16 protein-coding genes and 1 CRISPR repeat array are annotated in these 21,725 nt (G+C 50.6%); of the genes, 6 read left to right on the top strand and 10 right to left on the bottom strand.

From position 1 onward, the window contains the following. Nucleotides 1-5 precede the first annotated feature (5 nt). Complete coding sequence (locus tag BLT51_RS02755; protein ID WP_091279634.1) at nucleotides 6-521, bottom strand: hypothetical protein; 516 nt, start codon at nucleotides 519-521, stop codon at nucleotides 6-8. A 125-nt stretch (nucleotides 522-646) separates the two neighbouring features. On the opposite strand from BLT51_RS02755, the gene BLT51_RS02750 reads away from it, so the two are divergent. Both BLT51_RS02750 and BLT51_RS02745 read left to right on the top strand, forming a co-directional pair. Continuing rightward, on the top strand, nucleotides 647-1,138 hold the full coding sequence (locus BLT51_RS02750; protein WP_091279633.1) for a hypothetical protein: 492 nt from the start codon (nucleotides 647-649) through the stop codon (nucleotides 1,136-1,138). 39 nt (nucleotides 1,139-1,177) lie between these two features. Beyond that, entirely contained in the window at nucleotides 1,178-2,677 is a 1,500-nt protein-coding gene (locus BLT51_RS02745) for an SPFH domain-containing protein (RefSeq protein WP_091279630.1), read from the top strand. A gap of 77 nt (nucleotides 2,678-2,754) precedes the next feature. On the opposite strand, the gene cas5e is transcribed toward BLT51_RS02745, so the two are convergent. Genes cas5e through BLT51_RS02725 form a run of 4 tightly spaced genes read right to left on the bottom strand, consistent with a single transcriptional unit; the run spans nucleotide 2,755 to nucleotide 6,855 of the window. After that, nucleotides 2,755-3,492, bottom strand: a complete 738-nt coding sequence (cas5e, locus tag BLT51_RS02740; RefSeq protein WP_091279629.1) for a type I-E CRISPR-associated protein Cas5/CasD — start codon at nucleotides 3,490-3,492, stop codon at nucleotides 2,755-2,757. Further along, nucleotides 3,489-4,544 carry a type I-E CRISPR-associated protein Cas7/Cse4/CasC gene (gene cas7e, locus BLT51_RS02735; RefSeq protein ID WP_091279626.1) on the bottom strand — a complete coding sequence of 352 codons (1,056 nt, stop codon included), beginning with the start codon at nucleotides 4,542-4,544 and terminating at the stop codon, nucleotides 3,489-3,491. The genes cas5e and cas7e overlap by 4 nt, the downstream gene beginning before the upstream one ends. Nucleotides 4,545-4,576: 32 nt before the next feature. Beyond that, on the bottom strand, nucleotides 4,577-5,185 hold the full coding sequence (casB, locus tag BLT51_RS02730) for a type I-E CRISPR-associated protein Cse2/CasB (RefSeq protein ID WP_091279624.1): 609 nt from the start codon (nucleotides 5,183-5,185) through the stop codon (nucleotides 4,577-4,579). A 20-nt stretch (nucleotides 5,186-5,205) separates the two neighbouring features. Beyond that, nucleotides 5,206-6,855, bottom strand: a complete 1,650-nt coding sequence (locus BLT51_RS02725; RefSeq protein ID WP_091279621.1) for a type I-E CRISPR-associated protein Cse1/CasA — start codon at nucleotides 6,853-6,855, stop codon at nucleotides 5,206-5,208. 248 nt (nucleotides 6,856-7,103) lie between these two features. Here BLT51_RS02725 and BLT51_RS02720 point away from each other — a divergent pair, with 248 nt between their 5' ends. The 4 genes from BLT51_RS02720 to cas2e are packed head-to-tail and all read left to right on the top strand — an operon-like array spanning nucleotide 7,104 to nucleotide 11,719. Further along, complete coding sequence (locus tag BLT51_RS02720; RefSeq protein WP_091279619.1) at nucleotides 7,104-7,802, top strand: type I-E CRISPR-associated protein Cas6/Cse3/CasE; 699 nt, start codon at nucleotides 7,104-7,106, stop codon at nucleotides 7,800-7,802. Next, entirely contained in the window at nucleotides 7,799-10,450 is a 2,652-nt protein-coding gene (locus tag BLT51_RS02715) for a CRISPR-associated helicase/endonuclease Cas3 (protein ID WP_091279616.1), read from the top strand. Before BLT51_RS02720 ends, BLT51_RS02715 begins: the two co-directional genes overlap by 4 nt. 4 nt (nucleotides 10,451-10,454) lie before the next feature. Next, a complete protein-coding gene (gene cas1e, locus BLT51_RS02710) occupies nucleotides 10,455-11,408 on the top strand; it encodes a type I-E CRISPR-associated endonuclease Cas1e (RefSeq protein ID WP_091279613.1) in 954 nt (317 codons plus the stop codon). Next, nucleotides 11,405-11,719, top strand: a complete 315-nt coding sequence (gene cas2e / locus BLT51_RS02705; RefSeq protein WP_231943972.1) for a type I-E CRISPR-associated endoribonuclease Cas2e — start codon at nucleotides 11,405-11,407, stop codon at nucleotides 11,717-11,719. Before cas1e ends, cas2e begins: the two co-directional genes overlap by 4 nt. A 20-nt stretch (nucleotides 11,720-11,739) precedes the next feature. Beyond that, nucleotides 11,740-17,806: a CRISPR direct-repeat array (repeat unit 29 nt; unit sequence CTCTTCCCCGCACACGCGGGGGTATTTCC). Nucleotides 17,807-17,852: 46 nt separating this feature from the next. Here cas2e and BLT51_RS02700 read toward each other — a convergent pair. From BLT51_RS02700 to BLT51_RS02685, 5 genes are all read right to left on the bottom strand, one after another. Further along, entirely contained in the window at nucleotides 17,853-18,065 is a 213-nt protein-coding gene (locus BLT51_RS02700) for an integrase core domain-containing protein (protein ID WP_157672847.1), read from the bottom strand. 224 nt (nucleotides 18,066-18,289) lie between these two features. Then, the gene (locus BLT51_RS09475) at nucleotides 18,290-18,559 is read right to left on the bottom strand and encodes a hypothetical protein (RefSeq protein ID WP_407922103.1); all 270 of its coding nucleotides are present in this window, start codon (nucleotides 18,557-18,559) and stop codon (nucleotides 18,290-18,292) included. Nucleotides 18,560-19,149: 590 nt separating this feature from the next. After that, entirely contained in the window at nucleotides 19,150-19,398 is a 249-nt protein-coding gene (locus BLT51_RS02695; protein WP_091282516.1) for a hypothetical protein, read from the bottom strand. A 210-nt stretch (nucleotides 19,399-19,608) separates the two neighbouring features. Further along, nucleotides 19,609-19,863 carry a MuF-C-terminal domain-containing protein gene (locus BLT51_RS09470; RefSeq protein ID WP_407922102.1) on the bottom strand — a complete coding sequence of 85 codons (255 nt, stop codon included), beginning with the start codon at nucleotides 19,861-19,863 and terminating at the stop codon, nucleotides 19,609-19,611. Between the two features lie 373 nt (nucleotides 19,864-20,236). Beyond that, nucleotides 20,237-21,724 (bottom strand): galactose-1-phosphate uridylyltransferase, encoded by a 1,488-nt coding sequence (locus BLT51_RS02685; RefSeq protein WP_091279607.1) that lies wholly within the window; start codon nucleotides 21,722-21,724, stop codon nucleotides 20,237-20,239. Between the last annotated feature and the right edge of the window lies 1 nt (nucleotide 21,725).

Raw genomic sequence — 21,725 nt, 5'->3', positions numbered from 1 at the left:
CCTGTTTATTGGGTAAAAATAGCTCGCCAGCTAGACGTGGAATGTGGCCGGACTTCAACGACCATGTCGGTTGGATCTATAAACGAAAAGAAGTGGTGGAAAACAATCTTTCTCCCCGGCAGGATGCTCGTTGTTGGGCTATCGGTGGGGCCACGCTTTTCGTCACGGAAACCTTTTGCTTCTTCGGTTGACGATGAGGCAGTAACTGTGTATGTTGCCGGACTCAGTGGTTCATCTGCGGTGTTCTCTAAAGTTATTTCAATATCGTGCGATATCCGATTAAGTGGCAGCGTCACGTGTGCGCTGGGGGTAAATTCGCCCATATCTTTGACTGTAATCTTCATTCCGTCGGGGAACGTCACCGACTGCCCTATTTTCACAACTTGTGTTGCTCCGGATTCACTTTTGCTCAGGAACGTGTCTTCCTCGTCATCTCTATGGTGCGGTTTTTGAGAAAAAACAGCATACATAAGGAACACAAGAATAACAGCACCGATAAGCATGGTAATCTTTTTATTCATATCTTAAATATAAAACATATATCTGCTAATTCACGCATATCAAGCACAACTACATGAGTATCTTAGAGCCACATTCCAGTAAGATATAGACATATTTCCATACCCATAAGAATTGGAATTCTACTATGTTGACTTTCGCTATTTTAGCTATCATCGGCACTGCCGTCATTGTGCTTTCGCTGATTTTTGATGGCATTTTCGACTTAATTATCCCGGACGATCTATTCGGTTTCCCGCTCCTGCTCTCAGCTGGTTTGGCACTGACGTTAATCGGTTGTTCGGGTGCTATTGCGATGGGTGCAGGAGCACGTGGCGGAACAATCTACGCCGTTATTTTCGCCGTGACTATTGTGGGATTACTGATTTTCCTTGGGCTTTATCGCTTGTTAGATTCTGCAGCAAAAACTTCCGACATTGAAGAATCGGTTGTTGGAAAAGAGTTCGTTGCAGTTTCGACGACGAACAACATCGTTCGTGGAACGGTGCGGTTCCGTGGTGCCGACGTCGAATTCCTGGCCCACGCTCCTAACGATGGGCCTGTTCTTCCGGGTGACCGGTTTACTGTGCTCTCCGATGTGCGCCCATATATTAAAATTTCTCGCGTTGTTGAGTCATAAAAACTACTTCAACCTGTTATAAAGAAAGACGGTGTAACCATGGAAGGTCTCTTTACCTCAACACCATTTTTTGTTGCATTAGCAATCATTGCCGTGCTAGCAGCACTCCAACTTCTCGTATCTCGATTGCGGGTTGCTGGCCCTGATGAAGCACTCGTCATTTCGGGTGCTGGCGAATCCGGCGCAATGAAAATTGTCCCACCGGGCGGAAAAGTTTTTGTTGTACCGATCGTCCAGAGTGTTTCCAAAATTTCATTGGAAGCTTACAAGATTCCGTTGTTGATTGACTGCCTAGACCGCTCCACGATTCCGCTCGATATTGAGGCGGTAGCAATGGTCAAGATCGGTTCGTCAAATTCTTCTATCCGAGCTGCGGCAGAACGTTTTAATGGCCGGCAGGAAACCTTGCCGGACTCCGTCGTCGAAGTCCTTTCTGGAACGCTGCGTTCGGTTGCTGGCCGACTTTCTGTATCGGAGCTTATTTCTGATCGGGAAATGTTTTCGAGCCAGGTAGCGCAAGGCGCCGAAGAAGATCTCGCACGTATGGGTATCACAGTTGATACGCTGCAGATCAAAGATATCTCCGATAAGAACGACTACATTATGGCGCTAGGTGCTCCCGAAGCACAGCGAGTTTCGCGTATTGCGCGTGTGGCAACGGCAGAGAACGAAACCCAAGCTAACGAGGCCGAAGCCGAATCGAAGCGCAAGATTGCAGAGCAAAACAAGGACCTGGAAGTGTACCAGGCTGAAATGAAGCGCATGACGATGGAAGCTCGCGCGGTTGCGGATGCGGCCGAACCGATCGAACGTGCTAAGCAAGAAAAGCTGATCACGTTACGTGAGCAGGAAGTTGCTGAACAGAAGGCAGTCTTGAAAGAACGCGAGCTGGAGGCAACGGTTCGTAAGCCGGCAGATGCGGAGCGTTACCGCGTCGAGGTAGAGGCTGAGGCACGCAAGGTTGAGGCCGTGTTGCGGGCAGAGGCTGATGCTCGCGCCCGTCTGGTAAAGGCAGAAGCCGAAGCCGAAGCGATCAAGCAGACCGGTAACGCCCAGGCAGAAGCTAGCAAGGCTCTTGGTTTGGCTCAGGCAGAAGCAGACAAGGCTCAGGGCTTGGCACGTGCAGAAGCTGAAAAGGCACAAGGTTTGGCACGCGCTGAAGCCGAACAAGCGCAAGGTTTGGCTGAAGCAACCGCGATGGATGCCAAGGCTGAAGCATTAGAGAAGTATGGCCAGGCAGCTATTATCGAGACACTCGTGAAGGCACTGCCACAAATCGCCGGCGAATACGCCAAGGCTTACGAAGGCGTTGACAAGATGACCGTCATCTCGACAGACGGTACCACCGCGCTCACCCGCGGCGTCACCAACAACGTCAGCCAGCTCAACGAGGTGATTCATGACCTGCTCGGCATCGACTTAGGTGCGCTCACCGGCAGCATCGTGCAATCCACCAAGCTCGGCCAAGCCGTCAAGCATGACGCTGACGCCTTCGGAGACAGGTTCGGAGCATCCGAACCTGAAACGGATGAGAAGTAAGCGCAGGTAGCTATTGACAGCTGTGGGGGAGTAAACCAAGTTTGGTTTACTCCCCCACCTCGCTATTCGGTTCTGGATCAGGCAGCTAGTTGCCGTCGGATAACCAAATGGTCGCTGATAAAAGATAATTGCTCATCGCGTTGGTTGACTACGGTAATAGCAGTTTGATTCCGCCGCCCACTAGCCGGATGGAATGGACCATAAGTCACCATTGTTACCGGCTGAGATTGAGGTTGTTCGTTCTCAACAGTTCGATGCAGATTGGAAACTACTGGAATCTCGTTAATGCAATCGGCAGATCCCCGCCCCAGATAGAACGGGAAATCTGGAGCAAACGCTTTGCGTCCAAGATAGGTTACAAAACCAGGTGTTGCTAAGGCGTTTTCCAGCTCATCAAGATGTTTTTCGGATGTAATTCGCACGATAAACTCGCCGTCTGCGAGATAGGTACGGTTAACAACCGACGTCCCACCTTGTGCATCAGGGGTGAAAATCAGTGCCTTGCCCTTGGCTTTACCGGAGGAAAGTCCCTGAACAATCAGATGCCTTCTGCGAAAAAGCGCGGATTCCGTTCGCGGATTAATTGTATGAAAATCATCGACGATATTAGGACGCCGATCTTGACGTACAACGAATTCGATATCGTTTAACCACTCCGGCCATTTTCCACGCTCAGCACCCAGGGCGCCCGCAAGTAGACCGATAAGGCCAGAACGGGTAGGCCATGGCTCAGTGCGAATGATATTACCGCTCACCGCCGGGCCAGCCCACGATTGAAGTGGTCCACTCAGTCGGATATATAGCGATTCAATCATTGGACAATCCAATCAACAATGCGATCGATCATGCCGTCAAGGCTGTCGCGTTCTGCGCCTGCGAACTGTTCTTCGGAGATTTCAGCAGTTCCTGAAACGACTTCGAGCGGGCCGAAATTATGCGGATCAAACGATCGTGCTCGCTGATATTGTGCAGCAAGTTCTTTGATAGATTCAGCTTCATAACCACCGTCTGCACCTACTTTTACTGGCTTTTCAAAGCTGTATGCAGTGCGGTAACGCTGTTCTTCCGCAAAAACAAGACTTGGCATTGTATAAGGAGCAGTAGAATTTTCCTTACCGCGTGGCATGCCGTAAACCGTAGCTCGAATGAATTCGCGCAGGTTATCCCGCGCTTCTGGAAGGTCAAAAGCAGTCCAAACAGCCTTCAGTTGCTCTTTATCTATCGAAATTGTCCGATAAAATGTGCCGTTCACATATCGCGATACGCCCAGATAAGTCGCACCCGATTCACGGTTACGTTCACGTACATCATCTCCGGTGGAGAAGTAATCTGACTCGATTGTTGCAGCGTGAGTAGTAACTCCTGGCGATACTGCAATCGCAGCTTCAGTGTTTTTCCCTGGCGCATTGGCAAACATACGTCCAAAAGCCGCAATCGCTAATGATCCAGTCTTGCCACCGGTAATAAATTCTTTCTTCTCTTCGCCGTCAAGGAGGCTCTGCGCGAGAGTTGTGAGTTCTTCGACTGATAGCCATGCCGAACGATCTGATTCTTTATCTACAGCTTCGCCCTTTGTCAATTCGCCAATACGCTTTGCTGCTGGCTTACGTAACGCTTCTTTATCAGTCTCTGGATTCAGCTTGGTAGCGATATCAAGTACTTCATCAACAAGTTTTCCAGAACGCACCGAAATATCTAGGCTAGCTTCTTCATATTTCCCTCGAATACCGCGCTTAATACTCTGAGAGGAATGCATTGCACGCAATGCACCACCTTGCATCAGGCGTTTCGGAGTTCCGGAATCGTCACGGTTAAGGTTGGAATATGGGACGTTAGAAATAATGTGTAATGTTAGGTTCTTTGCCATGATTGTTCCTTCAATTGCTATATGGATAATGATTAGTTCTCAGAAGCATCAGCAGTTTGGCCGATATTGCCGTAATAGTCTTTTAATATTTGCATTCTTAACGCACGTGACTGCTCGCTTACACCATTTCCCCATCGGCTGAGTAAACGATAAATTGAGAAATAGTCGCATGCTGGTGAGATCTGTAATGAGTTAGCCATCTGCATCAATCGCCAGATTGACTTGTATGCTTCCTCAAAGTCTTGAGTGTGAATGTAAGCCAATCGTTGAGCTACCGCATCAGGGTTTCGCGGATCGAACGAGACTTGCTGGTCTGGTTTCTTTTGCCGAGCCCACGCTACCGACAATTCACTACACCAGGTACCAAATGATTTGAATTTTCGTTCCCCATTTTCTTGAGACTGTGGAATATCAGTGAATTCAGCGATAAGGGCAGCGACTCGCACTGCTGTCTTCCGGACCTCAGATCGCGCATCGGGCCCTAAAGCTGGATATATGTACGGATATGCGTAATGTTCGGTAAACGGATCAGCTCCGCGTCGAATATTAGCTCTTTGTTGCCGGAAAGTATCTACACTTCGACGGTCCAGAATTTGATAGATCAACGCGTATTCCGCACTTTGGTGTACATCATTAACCACGCTACTCCTCCTATATCTTCTTAGTTTTCTTCGGTAACGTTGTTTTCTTCGGTTACGTTGTGGTGTTCACGAATGATCTTCTGAATAATGCGGGAAAGGCTTCCTCGAACTGCATAAATTTGTTGCGAGTATTGGCCGATAAAAGGCTCTGTCACATGATCAAAAGTTTGCATTGCCGCGCGATATATTCCTTTTGATAATTCCTCATCGATTGGGCTACCAGCTCGAAGCTCACTCATATACGCTTCATAAACTGGCGTTATTTGGCGCCAAAATTCTGCCGAGGCATCAGCTCTAGAGTTTTCCAGAGCGTCCAACACGAGTGCCGGATAACCGCTCGCTTCAGTTTTCGCATCTGACGCATTCCGACGTCGGAACACTCCAGTGACCTTGCGATGAATAGCACGAATTAACGTTGCTTTACGCTTGATCACTTTCTGTTGTCGAGACCGCAACCCGAAGCCCCAAACATCTGGATCTGCGTAAAAGACATCCGATGCTCTAACGCTTGGCGAGGAAGCTGTACCTTCAATCTGATGTCTAAAAAAGATAGGTGTACGATCTTCCGCGTCACTTGGAAGAACATTTGCATTACCGGAGTTCAGCAGTGCAGCAAGCTTGTCTTCCGCAGCCCATTCTATTGCTAGATCGATTCCATCTCGACCAAAGTCAATGCGCTGAGCTTTTTTAGCTCCATCACCATTTTTCGAATCTCCCATGTAGAGATACATTGGATCATTTTCGTTTCGGATATCCCACCATTCTTTTAATGCTTTTTCTGAGTCTTTACCAACATAAGCAATTGGTAACCATTGTGGTGGAACACCCCCAACACGAACTCCGGTTAGGAGTTGCTGGCCGTTTTCTTCTTCCCAGTAGCAGGCTGCAGTATTCGAACTCCAGGTCCCCATCCATAACGGATGAGGTAACCCATTTAATAGCTTCGATGCATTCATCTCACGGTCTGCCCATGCCGGAAGCCCTTGCCCGTCAACCCAATTCTTTGGTAAAGACGCAAGAAGCGAATATAAGAAACTCTCTCCATCGACTTTCCAAATAAATTCTGTAGCCGCATTGCCTTTTCCGAGAAACCTAATTCCTGGAGCACCCATGCGTGTTTTATCGCCATCATATTTGTTATTTCCGGCCATGGAATAGTAATGATAGGTCACTAGCTTCATAACAGCTTCTGAGAGGGAGAGTTTCGTTGGAAAGCTGACAATAAGATCCCAATAATCCTCTCCGCGATCAGAAGGCATGGCAGGAGAAAGTTTCTTGACTTCTTGATCCCCAGGCCCTATTTTACGCGAAGTGTCTTTACCTGATTTGAGGGGCAAAACCGGCCGTTGCATAAATGGATGTGCTGAATCAAAGAGATTGGCACTAGACGAGAGCACACCCAAAGCACGGTCTATTGCAAAACTACTCAGACCATCAGCAGACAAAATTGCCATGTCTCCCGCGTTTTCCCACTTTGAGTTCTCTTCATAACGAAGCACGAGCGCAACAACAGATAGCAGAAATCTGAACGTTGCCGCAACATCGTATGCTGGTTTTTGTAGATCTAGCATGAAATCCGGTTCATGGGCTCGTATTAGCGCTTCACGCACAGAAACGTCACCTTGTGTTGTGGAGACCCAATTAATGTCTGTTAATGCATTAATATCCATCTTCCCCTACTCCTCATAGTGATTGGTATAACATAAACTGTAGTATCAGAATATAGGTATTTCAACTTGTAAAACAATGTTGATTTTATTGAAAGAGCCATGTACTTTTATAAGAGAAGGCAATTCCTCCAAAAGTTCGGAGAAACCTACCCCCGCGTATGCGGGGAATCTAACTTGTAAAACAATGGAAATACCCCCATAAGAATGGGGAACTGGATAATAATAGCATCTACACTTAAGGGGCGGACATGGTCGAGTCACTGTATCTGACAAAGTATCCTATTCATCTTGCGCTTAGTCAGAAGGCTGCTAACAAACCACGACACGGCTGGGATGAAACCGATCCACAATTCCGTCACCGTGCAGTCATGGCGCTCTTTGACACCATTGAGTCAGATCAACCCCGTGAGAATGCCGCTATCCTTTTCCGTGCAGATTACCTCGCTGGCCAAGCTCCCTTCTTTTTAGTTCAATCAAAAATTCCACCAACACATGCCCCTACCGGAACACTCACAGTCGAACGGAAACTTGAAGTGCTGCCCACAGCAACTCCGGTTCGGTTGAGATTGTCAGTTAACGCCATTCGACGGAAAACAACTACCGATGGCACCTCTTTAACAAAGCCTAAAATTATTGCCGCACCTATCCCATTCGATTTCTCTCCAAAAGCCTCCGAAAAATCACAGAATCACGAAACAATGACTCCTTGGCTGAGGAACAAACTCAAAAAAGCCCTCGGTGACGTAACAATAACCAATCATCAACGTGAACTCTTGGGTGTTGACCGAAACGGGAAGTCTACAGGTTCTATGATCGTCCAAGTCGATACTGTAGACGCGATAGCAACTGTTGTAGATGGGACAGAACTCAACAGCCTCATTCTTCATGGCGTTGGCCGAGCCAAAGCGTACGGATGTGGCCTATTAACAGTACAGGCTCTAGCATGAACACACGATCTGAACTGTGGGCAAAACAAGACGGATTTGATAAAACATATCCATTACTTGCTCATTTACTTGACACCACAACGATTGCTGGTGTTCTCTATGACCAGTGGCTCCGCGAAGGATTACGCGAACTATTCCGTGAAAATCTTGGAGACAAAGCTAAATCCATCGTCCAATGCGTTGCGGGACTCCATGATGTTGGTAAAGCCATTCCACTATTTCAGCAACGTCCAGCAGATAAAGCACAACGCTGGGAAAAGATTCGAAAAAACATACAGGAATCTGGTAGCTACTCCAGCCTTTCAAACGATTCAATAGCTTTAGAACGGTCAAATCCGCAAGCTCGCCGACATGAACAACTATCTGCGTACGCTAGTCAACCAATCCTGCCGTCTTCACGCCAACTAGCTAAGAGAGCATGGCTCCATTTAACTCTCGGCGGCCATCACGGAAAGTTCACTACTATAATTTCCGCATCGGATACCAAAGAACTCCTCGAAGAACTAGAATACGGCGGCTGGTCTGCCGCCCAGAACGACTTAACGGACGGTGTATTGAAATCCTGCGACCTCGGTCGCGAAGATATTCCAGAAAAGCTAGATTCAACTTTGACGTTGTTTCTTTCCGGGCTAATTGTTTTAGCTGATCGGATCGCTTCTGGAGAACCATTCGTTGACGGCGGATTTGCTTTGCTTGAGAGCTCCCCTGACATACTTGAAAATCCAGCACGTTGGATAATCGAACGCGAAAAAGAAGCAGTATCACGGGTTCGTGCCACAGTGGGTGTTTATTCTCCATGGAAGGACGAAGAGGCGGCTAAGCATGCAATTTTAGGTGATTATGACCCACGCCCGATTCAGCAAGAAGCCCTCAATGCTCGAGAAGGGTTATGGTCATTGATGGCTACTACTGGTAGCGGTAAAACTGAAGCAGCATTGTTGCGTCATTCTACCCGACCTGAACGTCTCATTTTCTTGCTACCCACTCAAGCTACGTCTAACGCTATTATGCGCCGAGTCCAACATGCTTATCGAGACACAAGCAACGTAGCAGCACTAGCCCACGGCTTAGCTTCCGTGGAAGATTTTTACCAGCAGCCGCTTTCACTCTACGACGACGAAGCACAATACGTTTCACATGAAAACCAGACCGATCAACCCAGTGGACTATATCCGTCATCATTTGTGCGAGCCGGAGCCGCCCGACTTTTCGCTCCTGTTTGTGTAGGAACAATCGATCAAGCATTGGCTTCTGCATTACCTGGGAAGTGGATACATTTCAGACTTCTAGCGCTAGCTAATGCACATATTGTTATCGACGAAGTTCATACCCTCGATGTTTACCAAACCAAGTTATTGGAGGAGCTACTGCCGTGGTTAGCAAAAACTCGGACTCGAGTAACATTCCTAACTGCCACGATGCCCAGTGAACAACGTCAGCAACTCATTTCCGCATATTCTCAAGTAGAAAAAGAACTTGAGCCACCAGTTTTCCCATCGATCGACGTCGTTACCAAAAATAAAACTGCCTCAATTCCAGTTGAGTCTCTCACTGCAGCTATGGCAATTGACCTGCGTCAAACAGAATATGATTCCCTCGTTGACTCCCACGTACTTTGGCACAAAGAAGTACGTGCGAAGTTTCCACAAGCGCGCCTGGGAATTATTTGTAACACTGTAGCGCGAGCGCAAGAAACTGCACGACAAATCGCTAAAAGCGGCGAGACTGTCGTAGTTTTACATTCACGAATGACTGCGGAACATCGTCGTCAAAATGCACAATTACTCCTTGATTTACTTGGGCCGCACGGAACCGGCACTAACATCACCGTTGTTGGAACACAGGCGATCGAGGCTTCTCTCGATATTGATCTTGATTTCTTGAATACCGAAGTTTGTCCAGCACCGTCACTCGTTCAGCGTGCCGGCAGGCAATGGCGCCGAAATGATCCTCTTCGCGAATCTCGTTGCCCTGAAGAAAACCAGAAAACACTCACTGTGACTTGGTTTGATTCTGACCAAAGCTGGCCCTACCGTCCATATTTAGCTGCGGAGATTAAACACACCCATGAGTGGCTTGATCAACACTCCCAACTTGTGATTCCAGACGATGCACAAGAGTTTATTGACTCTGCTCACGTTAAATTTGAGAACGCACTCACCGATTTTGACATGGAGGCTGTTACTGAAGGAGTTTTGAAGGCGATGCGTGCAGAATCTAACCGCGCCCGGATAACAGACGCCTTAACAGAGCGCTCTATCGTTGGGAATTTCGTTGCACTCACCACGAATAACCCGGCGGACGAATCAACAACACGGCTTATCGACAAAGGGTCTAATGGTCGGTTTATTCTGGGTAGCTCAGAATCTATGATTCCAGGTGCTTGGCCTGGAACGGTGGAGGACCTTCTCGCCTTATCTTCACAAGATAAAGAAAACCTTCGTGAGGCTTTACGCGCTTCCATGCCACTTTCAATTCCCCGCAATTCGGAGAGTAACCCGCATGTGAAGGAAGATTTTCTCGAAGAACTTGGCGCCATCCCATTAACTGAATCCCGTACACTTTTGAGTGGTTACTATTTCGTTCCCAACGCCGACCAGTTCTACGACTCTTCCATCGGTTTTACTGGCCTACTACAGAATTCGTGACACTATGAGTTATTCCCAAGAAGCACTCGCGTTCAGTACAATACCCGCAAACCATCAGGTGCGAATTGAAGACAGAATATCGTTTTTATATCTGGAGTATTGCCTCGTACGACAAGATCGCACCGGCGTCGTCGCCATTCAAGACGCAACTGACGACGACGATAACCCAGACTCCGAAGCAACCGTAACTCGAATCCAACTCCCTGTTGCCGGACTAGGAGTTCTATGCCTTGGACCTGGGACTAGTATCTCTAATGCTGCAATAACGTCATGCGCTCGTTCAGGATGCACTGTCGCCTTTTCAGGAGGTGGCGGCGTCAATGCCTATGCACATGCAACCCCTTTATCGTCTTCTGCAAAATGGGCGATAGCGCAGGCCCGTTTAATATCTTCCCTTGACGCGCAAAAAGTTGCTGCTATTAAGCTCTATTCGAAACAATTCGGCGCTGGACAGGTCAGGGACGCTTCGATCAAAGTAATGCGCGGTATTGAAGGGCGCATCATGCGCACCACTTACCGCGATTTAGCTAAAAAAGCCAAGATTAAAGGCTTTAAAAGGGACACCGCCGCCGCTGACCCAATAAATACTGGCCTTAATGTTGCAAATTCCATTATGTACGGTGTAGCAGCCACAGTGTGTGCAGCGATAGGGGTTAATCCTGCTTTAGGAATTATTCATCGTGGAGACATTCGCGCACTACTGTTTGACCTAGCAGACTTATATAAAGCGCGTATCGTTTTGCCTCTCGTTTTTAGCCATGCACACGATGAGGATCCTATCAGCGAAATTAGACGCGATTTACGGAGGCAAATTCACAACAAGCATATATTGGAAGATATGCTTGGAACGCTCATGGAAATTCTAGAGCCGCACCTGCCAAACCGTGATGATGACCGTTTGATCAACGATCACGGTGAAGTTTCTGGGCATGTCCAATATGGAAAAGACGATGAATGATGTTTGCAGTCTTAACAATATCCGCAGTTCCCGAGCATCTTCATGGGTACGTGACCCGATTCCTCACTGAGGTTGAAAGTGGTGTTTACGTTGGAAATATTTCACGAAACGTTCGTGAACGCTTGTGGGAACGTGTGAGCACTACGCTCGACGAAGGAACTTCTACTATGATTTATAACGACCCGCGACAAGAACAAGGATTCTCGATGCTCACTGCAGGAAAAAATTCACGAAAAGTATTGGACCTGGACGGCCTGACCGTTATAGCTATGCGTCCCGGACGTGGAAAATCCAAAATTCGAAATCGTTGAAAATAAAGGGTTTCGTTAGTCTCTTCCCCGCACACGCGGGGGTATTTCCTAGCGTGTATTTCCCGATATCTGCATTACCGCCTCTTCCCCGCACACGCGGGGGTATTTCCTCGTGCATCGTTTGTTAATCGTAGTGCTGAAGCTCTTCCCCGCACACGCGGGGGTATTTCCTAGGTTCGCAATCGCGATAACAATCGCTGCCGCTCTTCCCCGCACACGCGGGGGTATTTCCCTTAGCGGGTTGCCGTTTGCCCCCCCGTGTACCTCTTCCCCGCACACGCGGGGGTATTTCCTGACACGCTGCGCAGCGCACCGTCTTTCAAAACTCTTCCCCGCACACGCGGGGGTATTTCCATCATTGCGGGTGGAAGCCCGTGCCAAGATCTCTCTTCCCCGCACACGCGGGGGTATTTCCTACATATACGCCGCCCATAGCAACGGCTGCTACTCTTCCCCGCACACGCGGGGGTATTTCCCTTAGTCCTACCGGTTGTAAGTGAAATCTTAGCTCTTCCCCGCACACGCGGGGGTATTTCCGGCGGCTCCCCACGGGCTTATGGCGTCGGAGTCTCTTCCCCGCACACGCGGGGGTATTTCCGACCCAGCCGGGCGCTGGCGCGTAACCACAGCTCTTCCCCGCACACGCGGGGGTATTTCCTAATTCTATTTGGATCAGTCTGTAGCGGCCGTCTCTTCCCCGCACACGCGGGGGTATTTCCAACCACTGAAACAATCGCCATAATAATAGGCGCTCTTCCCCGCACACGCGGGGGTATTTCCAGAAATCCGCATATTAGGCGGAGACTATCGCACTCTTCCCCGCACACGCGGGGGTATTTCCGTATTCAAGGACGAAACGAACTTAGACGACGTCTCTTCCCCGCACACGCGGGGGTATTTCACTTTTTATTGGGAAGCCAAGGAAAAATAGAAGCTCTTCCCCGCACACGCGGGGGTATTTCCTAACCAGCGACGAAGTAGACGCGCTCGCGAATCTCTTCCCCGCACACGCGGGGGTATTTCCAACTCATTAGCCTAGTTGATCTGGACGTTGATCTCTTCCCCGCACACGCGGGGGTATTTCCAGGTATCGGATCAGGGCTACTGATTCGTCTAACTCTTCCCCGCACACGCGGGGGTATTTCCTCGCATTCGGCGAAATCGACACCCGTTGGGTACTCTTCCCCGCACACGCGGGGGTATTTCCGTCCGTTTTTGATTTCTTGCCAGTCTTTGCCGCTCTTCCCCGCACACGCGGGGGTATTTCCGGAGTAGTACCGCAACAAGCCGCACTAGCGCTCTCTTCCCCGCACACGCGGGGGTATTTCCGCTGATTTCTTGCGCTTTTACCGAATCGGTGACTCTTCCCCGCACACGCGGGGGTATTTCCGATGACTGTTTACGCGACTGTTGAAGATTTAGCTCTTCCCCGCACACGCGGGGGTATTTCCCGCCAAGATTTCGAGTTTCAATCTTAAAAACACTCTTCCCCGCACACGCGGGGGTATTTCCTCGAAATCGTCAAATACGCCATCCGCGATCTCCTCTTCCCCGCACACGCGGGGGTATTTCCTATCACTGGTGCGACGATTATCGGTGCGACTACTCTTCCCCGCACACGCGGGGGTATTTCCGGCACAGTACGCTGCGCTTACCGATCGTATGACTCTTCCCCGCACACGCGGGGGTATTTCCGGCACAGTACGCTGCGCTTACCGATCGTATGACTCTTCCCCGCACACGCGGGGGTATTTCCGCTCATTGATCGGATACCCAGACTGGTTACGCCTCTTCCCCGCACACGCGGGGGTATTTCCGATACAAAAGCCGGTACACACACAGGTACACACTCTTCCCCGCACACGCGGGGGTATTTCCGATATTAAGCGCGGAATCAGCATTTACCTAGACTCTTCCCCGCACACGCGGGGGTATTTCCGTGTTGAAGGAGATTTTCGGCGAGGCTAATGTCTCTTCCCCGCACACGCGGGGGTATTTCCTACGATAAAAACGGCAAACGTAAAATGCTAACCTCTTCCCCGCACACGCGGGGGTATTTCCACTTACACCTACAAGGGAAGATACTAGCGCAGCTCTTCCCCGCACACGCGGGGGTATTTCCCGACGCATCCTCGGTGATCCTAACCGCATCAGCTCTTCCCCGCACACGCGGGGGTATTTCCGTAGAGATTTGAGTGTTGGTCCGGTAACACACCTCTTCCCCGCACACGCGGGGGTATTTCCCAACCGGCACTTAACCGGCACTGCCGTTTTAGCTCTTCCCCGCACACGCGGGGGTATTTCCTCTAGCCCGGTTAGTTTTTCGTATTCCATCTACTCTTCCCCGCACACGCGGGGGTATTTCCGCGGATCTATGCGTTATTCAAAGATTGGCGTCCTCTTCCCCGCACACGCGGGGGTATTTCCAATTTTACGGCTGGAATCCTAGTAGCCGCGTACTCTTCCCCGCACACGCGGGGGTATTTCCACTTTTAAGAATGGTGTTATTTCGGCGTTGGCGCTCTTCCCCGCACACGCGGGGGTATTTCCTCCGGAGAAGCCTGATGAAGCGCCAGCGTTTGCTCTTCCCCGCACACGCGGGGGTATTTCCGTCCAGATATGGAAAGAGCCACCCCAAGACAACTCTTCCCCGCACACGCGGGGGTATTTCCAACCACACCGACAATAGCAAGGAAGTTAGCCACTCTTCCCCGCACACGCGGGGGTATTTCCTTCTAATCCGTATAAAGCTAGTGTAATAGCAACTCTTCCCCGCACACGCGGGGGTATTTCCACACCTACCGTGCAGGCAAGTATCCGCACCGTCTCTTCCCCGCACACGCGGGGGTATTTCCACCTATATTAGTTACTGGAGCCCTTAAACAGGCTCTTCCCCGCACACGCGGGGGTATTTCCCGGGCATTGGGTCGTCTACTCGGAGATCTTACCTCTTCCCCGCACACGCTGGGGTATTTCCTGGAATCATTAGCGGCGTTTTCCTCGGCAGCGCTCTTCCCCGCACACGCGGGGGTATTTCTAAGTAATGGAGAATCTAGCAACAATCGGTACACTCTTCCCCGCACACGCGGGGGTATTTCCGAATATGTGGTCGGGTGTTCGATTGCTTTATTCTCTTCCCCGCACACGCGGGGGTATTTCCGCCTTGGCTCGCTTAGCTATTTGGACTATGAGCTCTTCCCCGCACACGCGGGGGTATTTCCCGGTACACAACGTGAGCCGATCTTAACCCTCACTCTTCCCCGCACACGCGGGGGTATTTCCTGCCAAAGCCAAAGCGCAATAGATTCGGTTTGCTCTTCCCCGCACACGCGGGGGTATTTCCGATAAATTTTCTTTCCGGCAAATATGGATCCACTCTTCCCCGCACACGCGGGGGTATTTCCTTATCAAGATCTGGCTTGACTGCTGGCAAACCCTCTTCCCCGCACACGCGGGGGTATTTCCATGTGTGAAATGCACGTCGCGCGTTTCCCTGGCTCTTCCCCGCACACGCGGGGGTATTTCCGCTAGAAATAATCTTTTCGAGCGAAGCCCGAGCTCTTCCCCGCACACGCGGGGGTATTTCCAAGAGAAGTATATGCACAAACTTACCGGCACTCTCTTCCCCGCACACGCGGGGGTATTTCCGTTTATTTATCGAGTAAAAACAACATCTTCACCTCTTCCCCGCACACGCGGGGGTATTTCCGCCAGTGTAGATAAGTGCGCGAACGCCAGATACTCTTCCCCGCACACGCGGGGGTATTTCCAACGAAAGGGAATGGTCCCGATGTGACCTTATCTCTTCCCCGCACACGCGGGGGTATTTCCTGATAAGTTTTCGATTGCCCACTGATTTAGTCTCTCTTCCCCGCACACGCGGGGGTATTTCCATACGCGCGGTTGTCCCGTCTGGATTCCACGCCTCTTCCCCGCACACGCGGGGGTATTTCCCTTATAGAAGACTTGGCGGGTTGGACGCTGGTCTCTTCCCCGCACACGCGGGGGTATTTCCAACTGTGATCATTTCTTCACCTCTGAATTAGGCTCTTCCCCGCACACGCGGGGGTATTTCTTTTGAAGCTACTCCAGCTAATACACCTTTCCTCTTCCCCGCACACGCGGGGGTATTTCCGGACATCCAGAAACGCAAATCATTGCTACCGCCTCTTCCCCGCACACGCGGGGGTATTTCTCGCTTAGAATCGTGGTGATGATTTGACCGGCGCTCTTCCCCGCACACGCGGGGGTATTTCCATAAGTTCCCCTTGTGCGATGTTTCTTTTACGCTCTTCCCCGCACACGCGGGGGTATTTCCATAAGTTCCCCTTGTGTGATGTTTCTTTTACGCTCTTCCCCGCACACGCGGGGGTATTTCCGGTTGCAGACCGAGGTCCTAGTCGCACGCGACCTCTTCCCCGCACACGCGGGGGTATTTCCAGGACAGCACCCCGCAGGCTAGCACCCCGCAGCTCTTCCCCGCACACGCGGGGGTATTTCCGCTCATCCCTGTTAAATCTGGAAAGCTCGCCGCTCTTCCCCGCACACGCGGGGGTATTTCCACCTGCATACTGCGAGTAGTATTCACGAGCAACTCTTCCCCGCACACGCGGGGGTATTTCCGAGATGCTTGAACTCTTGCGCGTCTTTGAGTGCTCTTCCCCGCACACGCGGGGGTATTTCCAAACACTTTACCGTCGGACGCGACGGTCACAACTCTTCCCCGCACACGCGGGGGTATTTCCAAACGATATTCCAGCACCAACGCTCAAAGATCCTCTTCCCCGCACACGCGGGGGTATTTCCGTGGATCGTCCTTTGGAGAAAGCTTCTGATTTCTCTTCCCCGCACACGCGGGGGTATTTCGTTGAGTTAGAACGGTTGGACGCTATTTTTAAGCTCTTCCCCGCACACGCGGGGGTATTTCCATCATTTCTAAAGATATTAGATTCCGTTCTGGCTCTTCCCCGCACACGCGGGGGTATTTCCGCAGCACATGGCGTTAGGGATCGCGCAGTTTACTCTTCCCCGCACACGCGGGGGTATTTCCAAGCGCATTAAGGTTACGCTGCGTTTTACGGGCTCTTCCCCGCACACGCGGGGGTATTTCCAAATTAACTGGCGCTTTCAACGCTGCCAAAGACTCTTCCCCGCACACGCGGGGGTATTTCGTGGCTTTCCCAAACACCTTTAAAGAGAGAGGCTCTTCCCCGCACACGCGGGGGTATTTCACTACGCGGCCTTGGCTCTGCGGTGAATCAAGGCTCTTCCCCGCACACGCGGGGGTATTTCCGACGATCCTCTGTCCCATGTGTCTTAGTCCGGCTCTTCCCCGCACACGCGGGGGTATTTCCAGGACTTTCGGCGCGTCCTGCTCAACTTTCGCCTCTTCCCCGCACACGCGGGGGTATTTCCAGGCCGCGCGATTGGAAGAACCGGCTGGAGTTGCTCTTCCCCGCACACGCGGGGGTATTTCCAAGCGCATTAAGGTTACGCTGCGTTTTACGGGCTCTTCCCCGCACACGCGGGGGTATTTCCAAATTAACTGGCGCTTTCAACGCTGCCAAAGACTCTTCCCCGCACACGCGGGGGTATTTCACTACGCGGCCTTGGCTCTGCGGTGAATCAAGGCTCTTCCCCGCACACGCGGGGGTATTTCCTCAACCGAACCGCCATTAGCCAAAAGAATCGCCTCTTCCCCGCACACGCGGGGGTATTCGGCGCAGAAATTACTTTCACTTGGATCACCAACGCTCTTCCCCGCACACGCGGGGGTATTTCCGTGGAATGAGCAGTTGTTTTGCCCGTATGGGTCTCTTCCCCGCACACGCGGGGGTATTTCCTTGTGAACGACGCCGGCATGCTGCTTAAAAATCTCTTCCCCGCACACGCGGGGGTATTTCCATCGAGAGATAACTGTTTACACGCTGTCTCGACTCTTCCCCGCACACGCGGGGGTATTTCCATTCATGGTGATTGTAGCCTATGTTATGACAGCTCTTCCCCGCACACGCGGGGGTATTTCCTGTACGAGCAGTAACAAAAGGTATTGGCTTAACTCTTCCCCGCACACGCGGGGGTATTTCTTTGTTGTCTTTAATTTCGATGGAGTGAAGTGTACCGGGTTTTCTTCCTAGGCTTTTGCCCTGGTTGGTGTTTGTATTTTCTGTGTTGTGTTAACGGTGTACCAGTAATCGTTTTCAACTTCGAGCGGTGTGCGGTAGTCGAGTGCTTGATGTAGCCGTGTCTTATTCCACCAACTTACCCATTCAAAAGTAGCGATTTCCACTTCGAGTACGTCTTGCCATGTACGAGGATGAATAAGCTCGTTATTTATAACAACCATTGACATTCCCAGCTAAAGCATTATCGTAGCTATCACCCACGCTACCGGTTGAGGGAATAATCCCTCCCCTGTGCTAGGTGCTCGTTATACACAATCGAAACGTACAGAGAACCATGCTCACCATGATCTACTAGCCCGCACCTCCTTCGCACAAGCAATTACTTGGTTTAACGCCTGGTAAAGCCTGGGTTCGCATAGAATCCAACAACCCCCACCCCACGATCTTACGGCTGAAAACCTCCACAACAAAAGCCACATACACAAACCCCTGACGTATTCGAACATACGTCATACCGCCCCACCCATAACTGGCCGGGTTTAGCAGCACGGAAATGACGATTAACTAAATCAAGACGAGTATCTTCACATCTTCTTGGCCGACTCACCACCGAGGATCGGCCTATACCTTTGCCTGACAACCCGGCTAAACGCATAAGCCTAGCTATTTGTTCACGCCCAATCATGATCCAGGCACACCCTAAAGCACGCCACATCTTACCCACCCCATACACACCATAATTCGAGACATGAATATCCACGCATAATCCCCACAAGATCATTATCGCGTCTGGCTCGAGCGCTTAACGGAACCGACCTGGCATAACGATAGCCACGAAAGGTAATGAATCCTCCCTCACGATGCTTAATTCAACGTCACGCACATGAAACACGACATGCGAAACGATCCTTATGTTCATCAATAAACGCAATCATTTCCCAACGCCCACGAGCCAAGTTCGGACGCGAAAAAGCTGACGCAGCTTATCTGACCTCATTCGTATCACGTAGCTCCTGGAATTCTCGGCCCAGCCGAGCATTTACCGTAATAACCTCTTCTTGAGCCCGCTTAACCCCACCCGAACGCCGTGATTGTTGAACCCAGTGACGCCCCGAGTGCCACGAAACCCCAAGTTTGGGTGCTATAGCTTGGCAAGCAGCCTAGATAGTCAACCCCTCACTCAGAATCCTATCTACGATAAGCCCGACCACCCGATCCTTAGCATCCGAAACAAATTTCCTTGACATAGCCCCGACTATCCCATCTACTCAAACGCAAGAAAACCCGGGACACTTCATTACGCCCCTAGATCACTGGTAGACCAACGTTGGTAGCTTCAATCACTATTGGTGTTGAAGCTTCATTGAGGGTTCCGGATATGAATACATCTTGCCCGTCGGGAAAAATATCGGTGTTCTCGATCAAGAACGATCCTACTTCGCCAGGGGCTTCAACTATTACTCGCAAATCCTCTACTCGCACACTGAAGCGTGCGCCGTCAGGAGTTTGTGTTATGGCTCCACTGATAGGTACGCAGACCATTATTCTGTTCATAGTTTGGGGTTGTGGAATAGCTGGTGATTGCTGTACGCTCTCAATAGAGCTTATATTTGAGCCGAGCAATTGTAGCGCGGGTATCGATATAAGCTCTTTTAATATCTCTAGATTTACATACTTGACAGCGCTTTGTTCGACATTCCTTTGCGGGAATTGCTCAATACTGCTTCGACCGTAGACACTTAGTGCGATAGCTTCATTAACGTGTCACCCTCGGTAGTATGCTCGACTGTCCGGCTGTAAAGCAACGAGTATGACTCGACCAACATTGTCTTTTATATCCAAGAGCACAGTGTATGCATTACTTTTTGTAAGGCTATTGAACACTGCTGCGGGCTTCTCTAATAATTCTGGTAGCTGCTTTAGTGTTTCGACACTTAGACCGTGCCCTTGCGGCTCGGGTTCTACCTCTTTATAGATATGTTTTTGTGTATGGGAGATATTGCTGTTGCTCCAACCCATGTTTTTATAGATCGATGGAGCTTTTCCCTGCACACGCGGGATGGTTCTTGAGCTGGATGCTTATTTGACTAGGGGAATTTTGTCCAGAACAACAACACGTTATAGTACGGGTCTTGATAGATATGCCACGTCCCAAAAATTCAGGCGAACTATATTTAGCAAACCACTTCTGTTTTCAGCGCAAACATCAGTAGATTTAGTATACAATACCAACTAAGGCTCATATACGTTCCGAGCAATTGTAGCTCGGCTGACGGTATGAGCTTTTTGTTTTCCGGTTGTTTACCGAATGAGTTTCAACTTGTAGCCATATGTGCATAACCATCTGCTGTGCGGCGGAAAACATCACTAATCTTCCACCGCACAGTCACTATCATTCAGCAATAAACCCGAGGTCCTCCAGGAAGCTGAGCGTCGTCGAATGTTCTTTGAACACGGCAGTGTTCCGCAAGATTCGCTGGCATACGCTTCCTAATTCGTCGCGGATCGCTTGAGCGATGCGCTCTGGATCTCGGCTATCACCTACCCGCTCGCGAAGCTCAGCAAAAACTCCAGCAAACTCGCTCAGTTCTTCCGGAAGCTTCTGGTCTTCAGCCAACAATTCCCCGATCTGCGCAAGCTGCCCGTCCAGACGCCCCGGCAAAATAAACAAGCCCTGAGCCTCAATGAGCCCGATCGATTCTTGCTTGATTGCGAAGTATTCCGGATGCGCATGGAACACGCCTTCAGGGTATTTCTCGCTGGTGATATTTGACCGGAAAATAATGGACATTTCATAGCCACGATCGGTCATCAACACCGTTGGTGAAACAGACGAGAACACCTGATCGCCATCGCGTGGAATAATGCCCAACTCGTCGTTACGATAGTTGACCCAACCGTCCCGAATCCGCTCCGATACTTCCTCGATCGCATCACGATCAGTGGACACGACCCGAACTGCCGTATTGTGCCAGTCCAAAATTTCCACAGTCACGTTCGGGAAATCCGGGCAACGCAACGATTTCCAGGTGCCAGCCGTATGCATCGGCAAGGTTTTCCTACCGCCCTGATAATGGTCATGTCCCAGAACTGAACCACCAGTCCCAGCAAGCGCCGCGTTAGAACCGATAAAGAACTCCGGGAATTGATCGACGAAATCAAGCAGCCGCCGGAACGTTCCTCGGCTCACGTGCATCGGCTTATGCTCCTGATTAACCACAATACCGTGCTCATGGAAATAGCCATATGGCGAGAACTGCCAGAACCAGGGCCGATCCCCAAGAGTTACCGGAATCGTGCGGAGGGTGAATTTTGCACGCCCAGCAAAGCCCTCATTCTCGTGACAGATCGAGCATTGCGGGTATCCACCGGCAACCGCATTCCCGGCCTTCGCGGTAGCACTGCTCTTAAACTCCGGTTTGGCTTTGTTGATCGTCACAACGAGCCCGTTCGTTTCAAACCGCGGGTTTTCCTCCAGTACACTCAACCGCACATAGTTGTTTTTGACCGAGTAATCGTAGAGCCTGTCCATTGCATACGATCCGCCGTGCGCAGCGACGTCGTCGAAAAATCGGTTTTTGATTCCCGACGGCGGTAGGCTGACGATCCCGAACATCTGGTCGCATAACGACGGCGCATCATCCGCGTCAAACAAACCTGCCGCGATACCCGTCTCGCGCAATTGTGTAATCAACGCATCTGGGCGCTCGTGTTCACGCCCGGTAGCACCGGTTGGCCGATACGAGTTGAGTCCGAACAGCCCGAAGATCCGGTTGCGGGTCCAATCCGCATCCGTCGGGTCAAGACCCAGATGGGCGTCCGCATAATCAACCAGCGCATCGACTGCACGATAGAACGCTGTCAACTCGCTGTCGCTCATG

Source organism: Arcanobacterium phocae (genome assembly GCF_900105865.1).
GTDB classification, from domain to species: domain Bacteria; phylum Actinomycetota; class Actinomycetes; order Actinomycetales; family Actinomycetaceae; genus Arcanobacterium; species Arcanobacterium phocae.
This window is presented reverse-complemented; position numbering and strand designations above follow the sequence as displayed.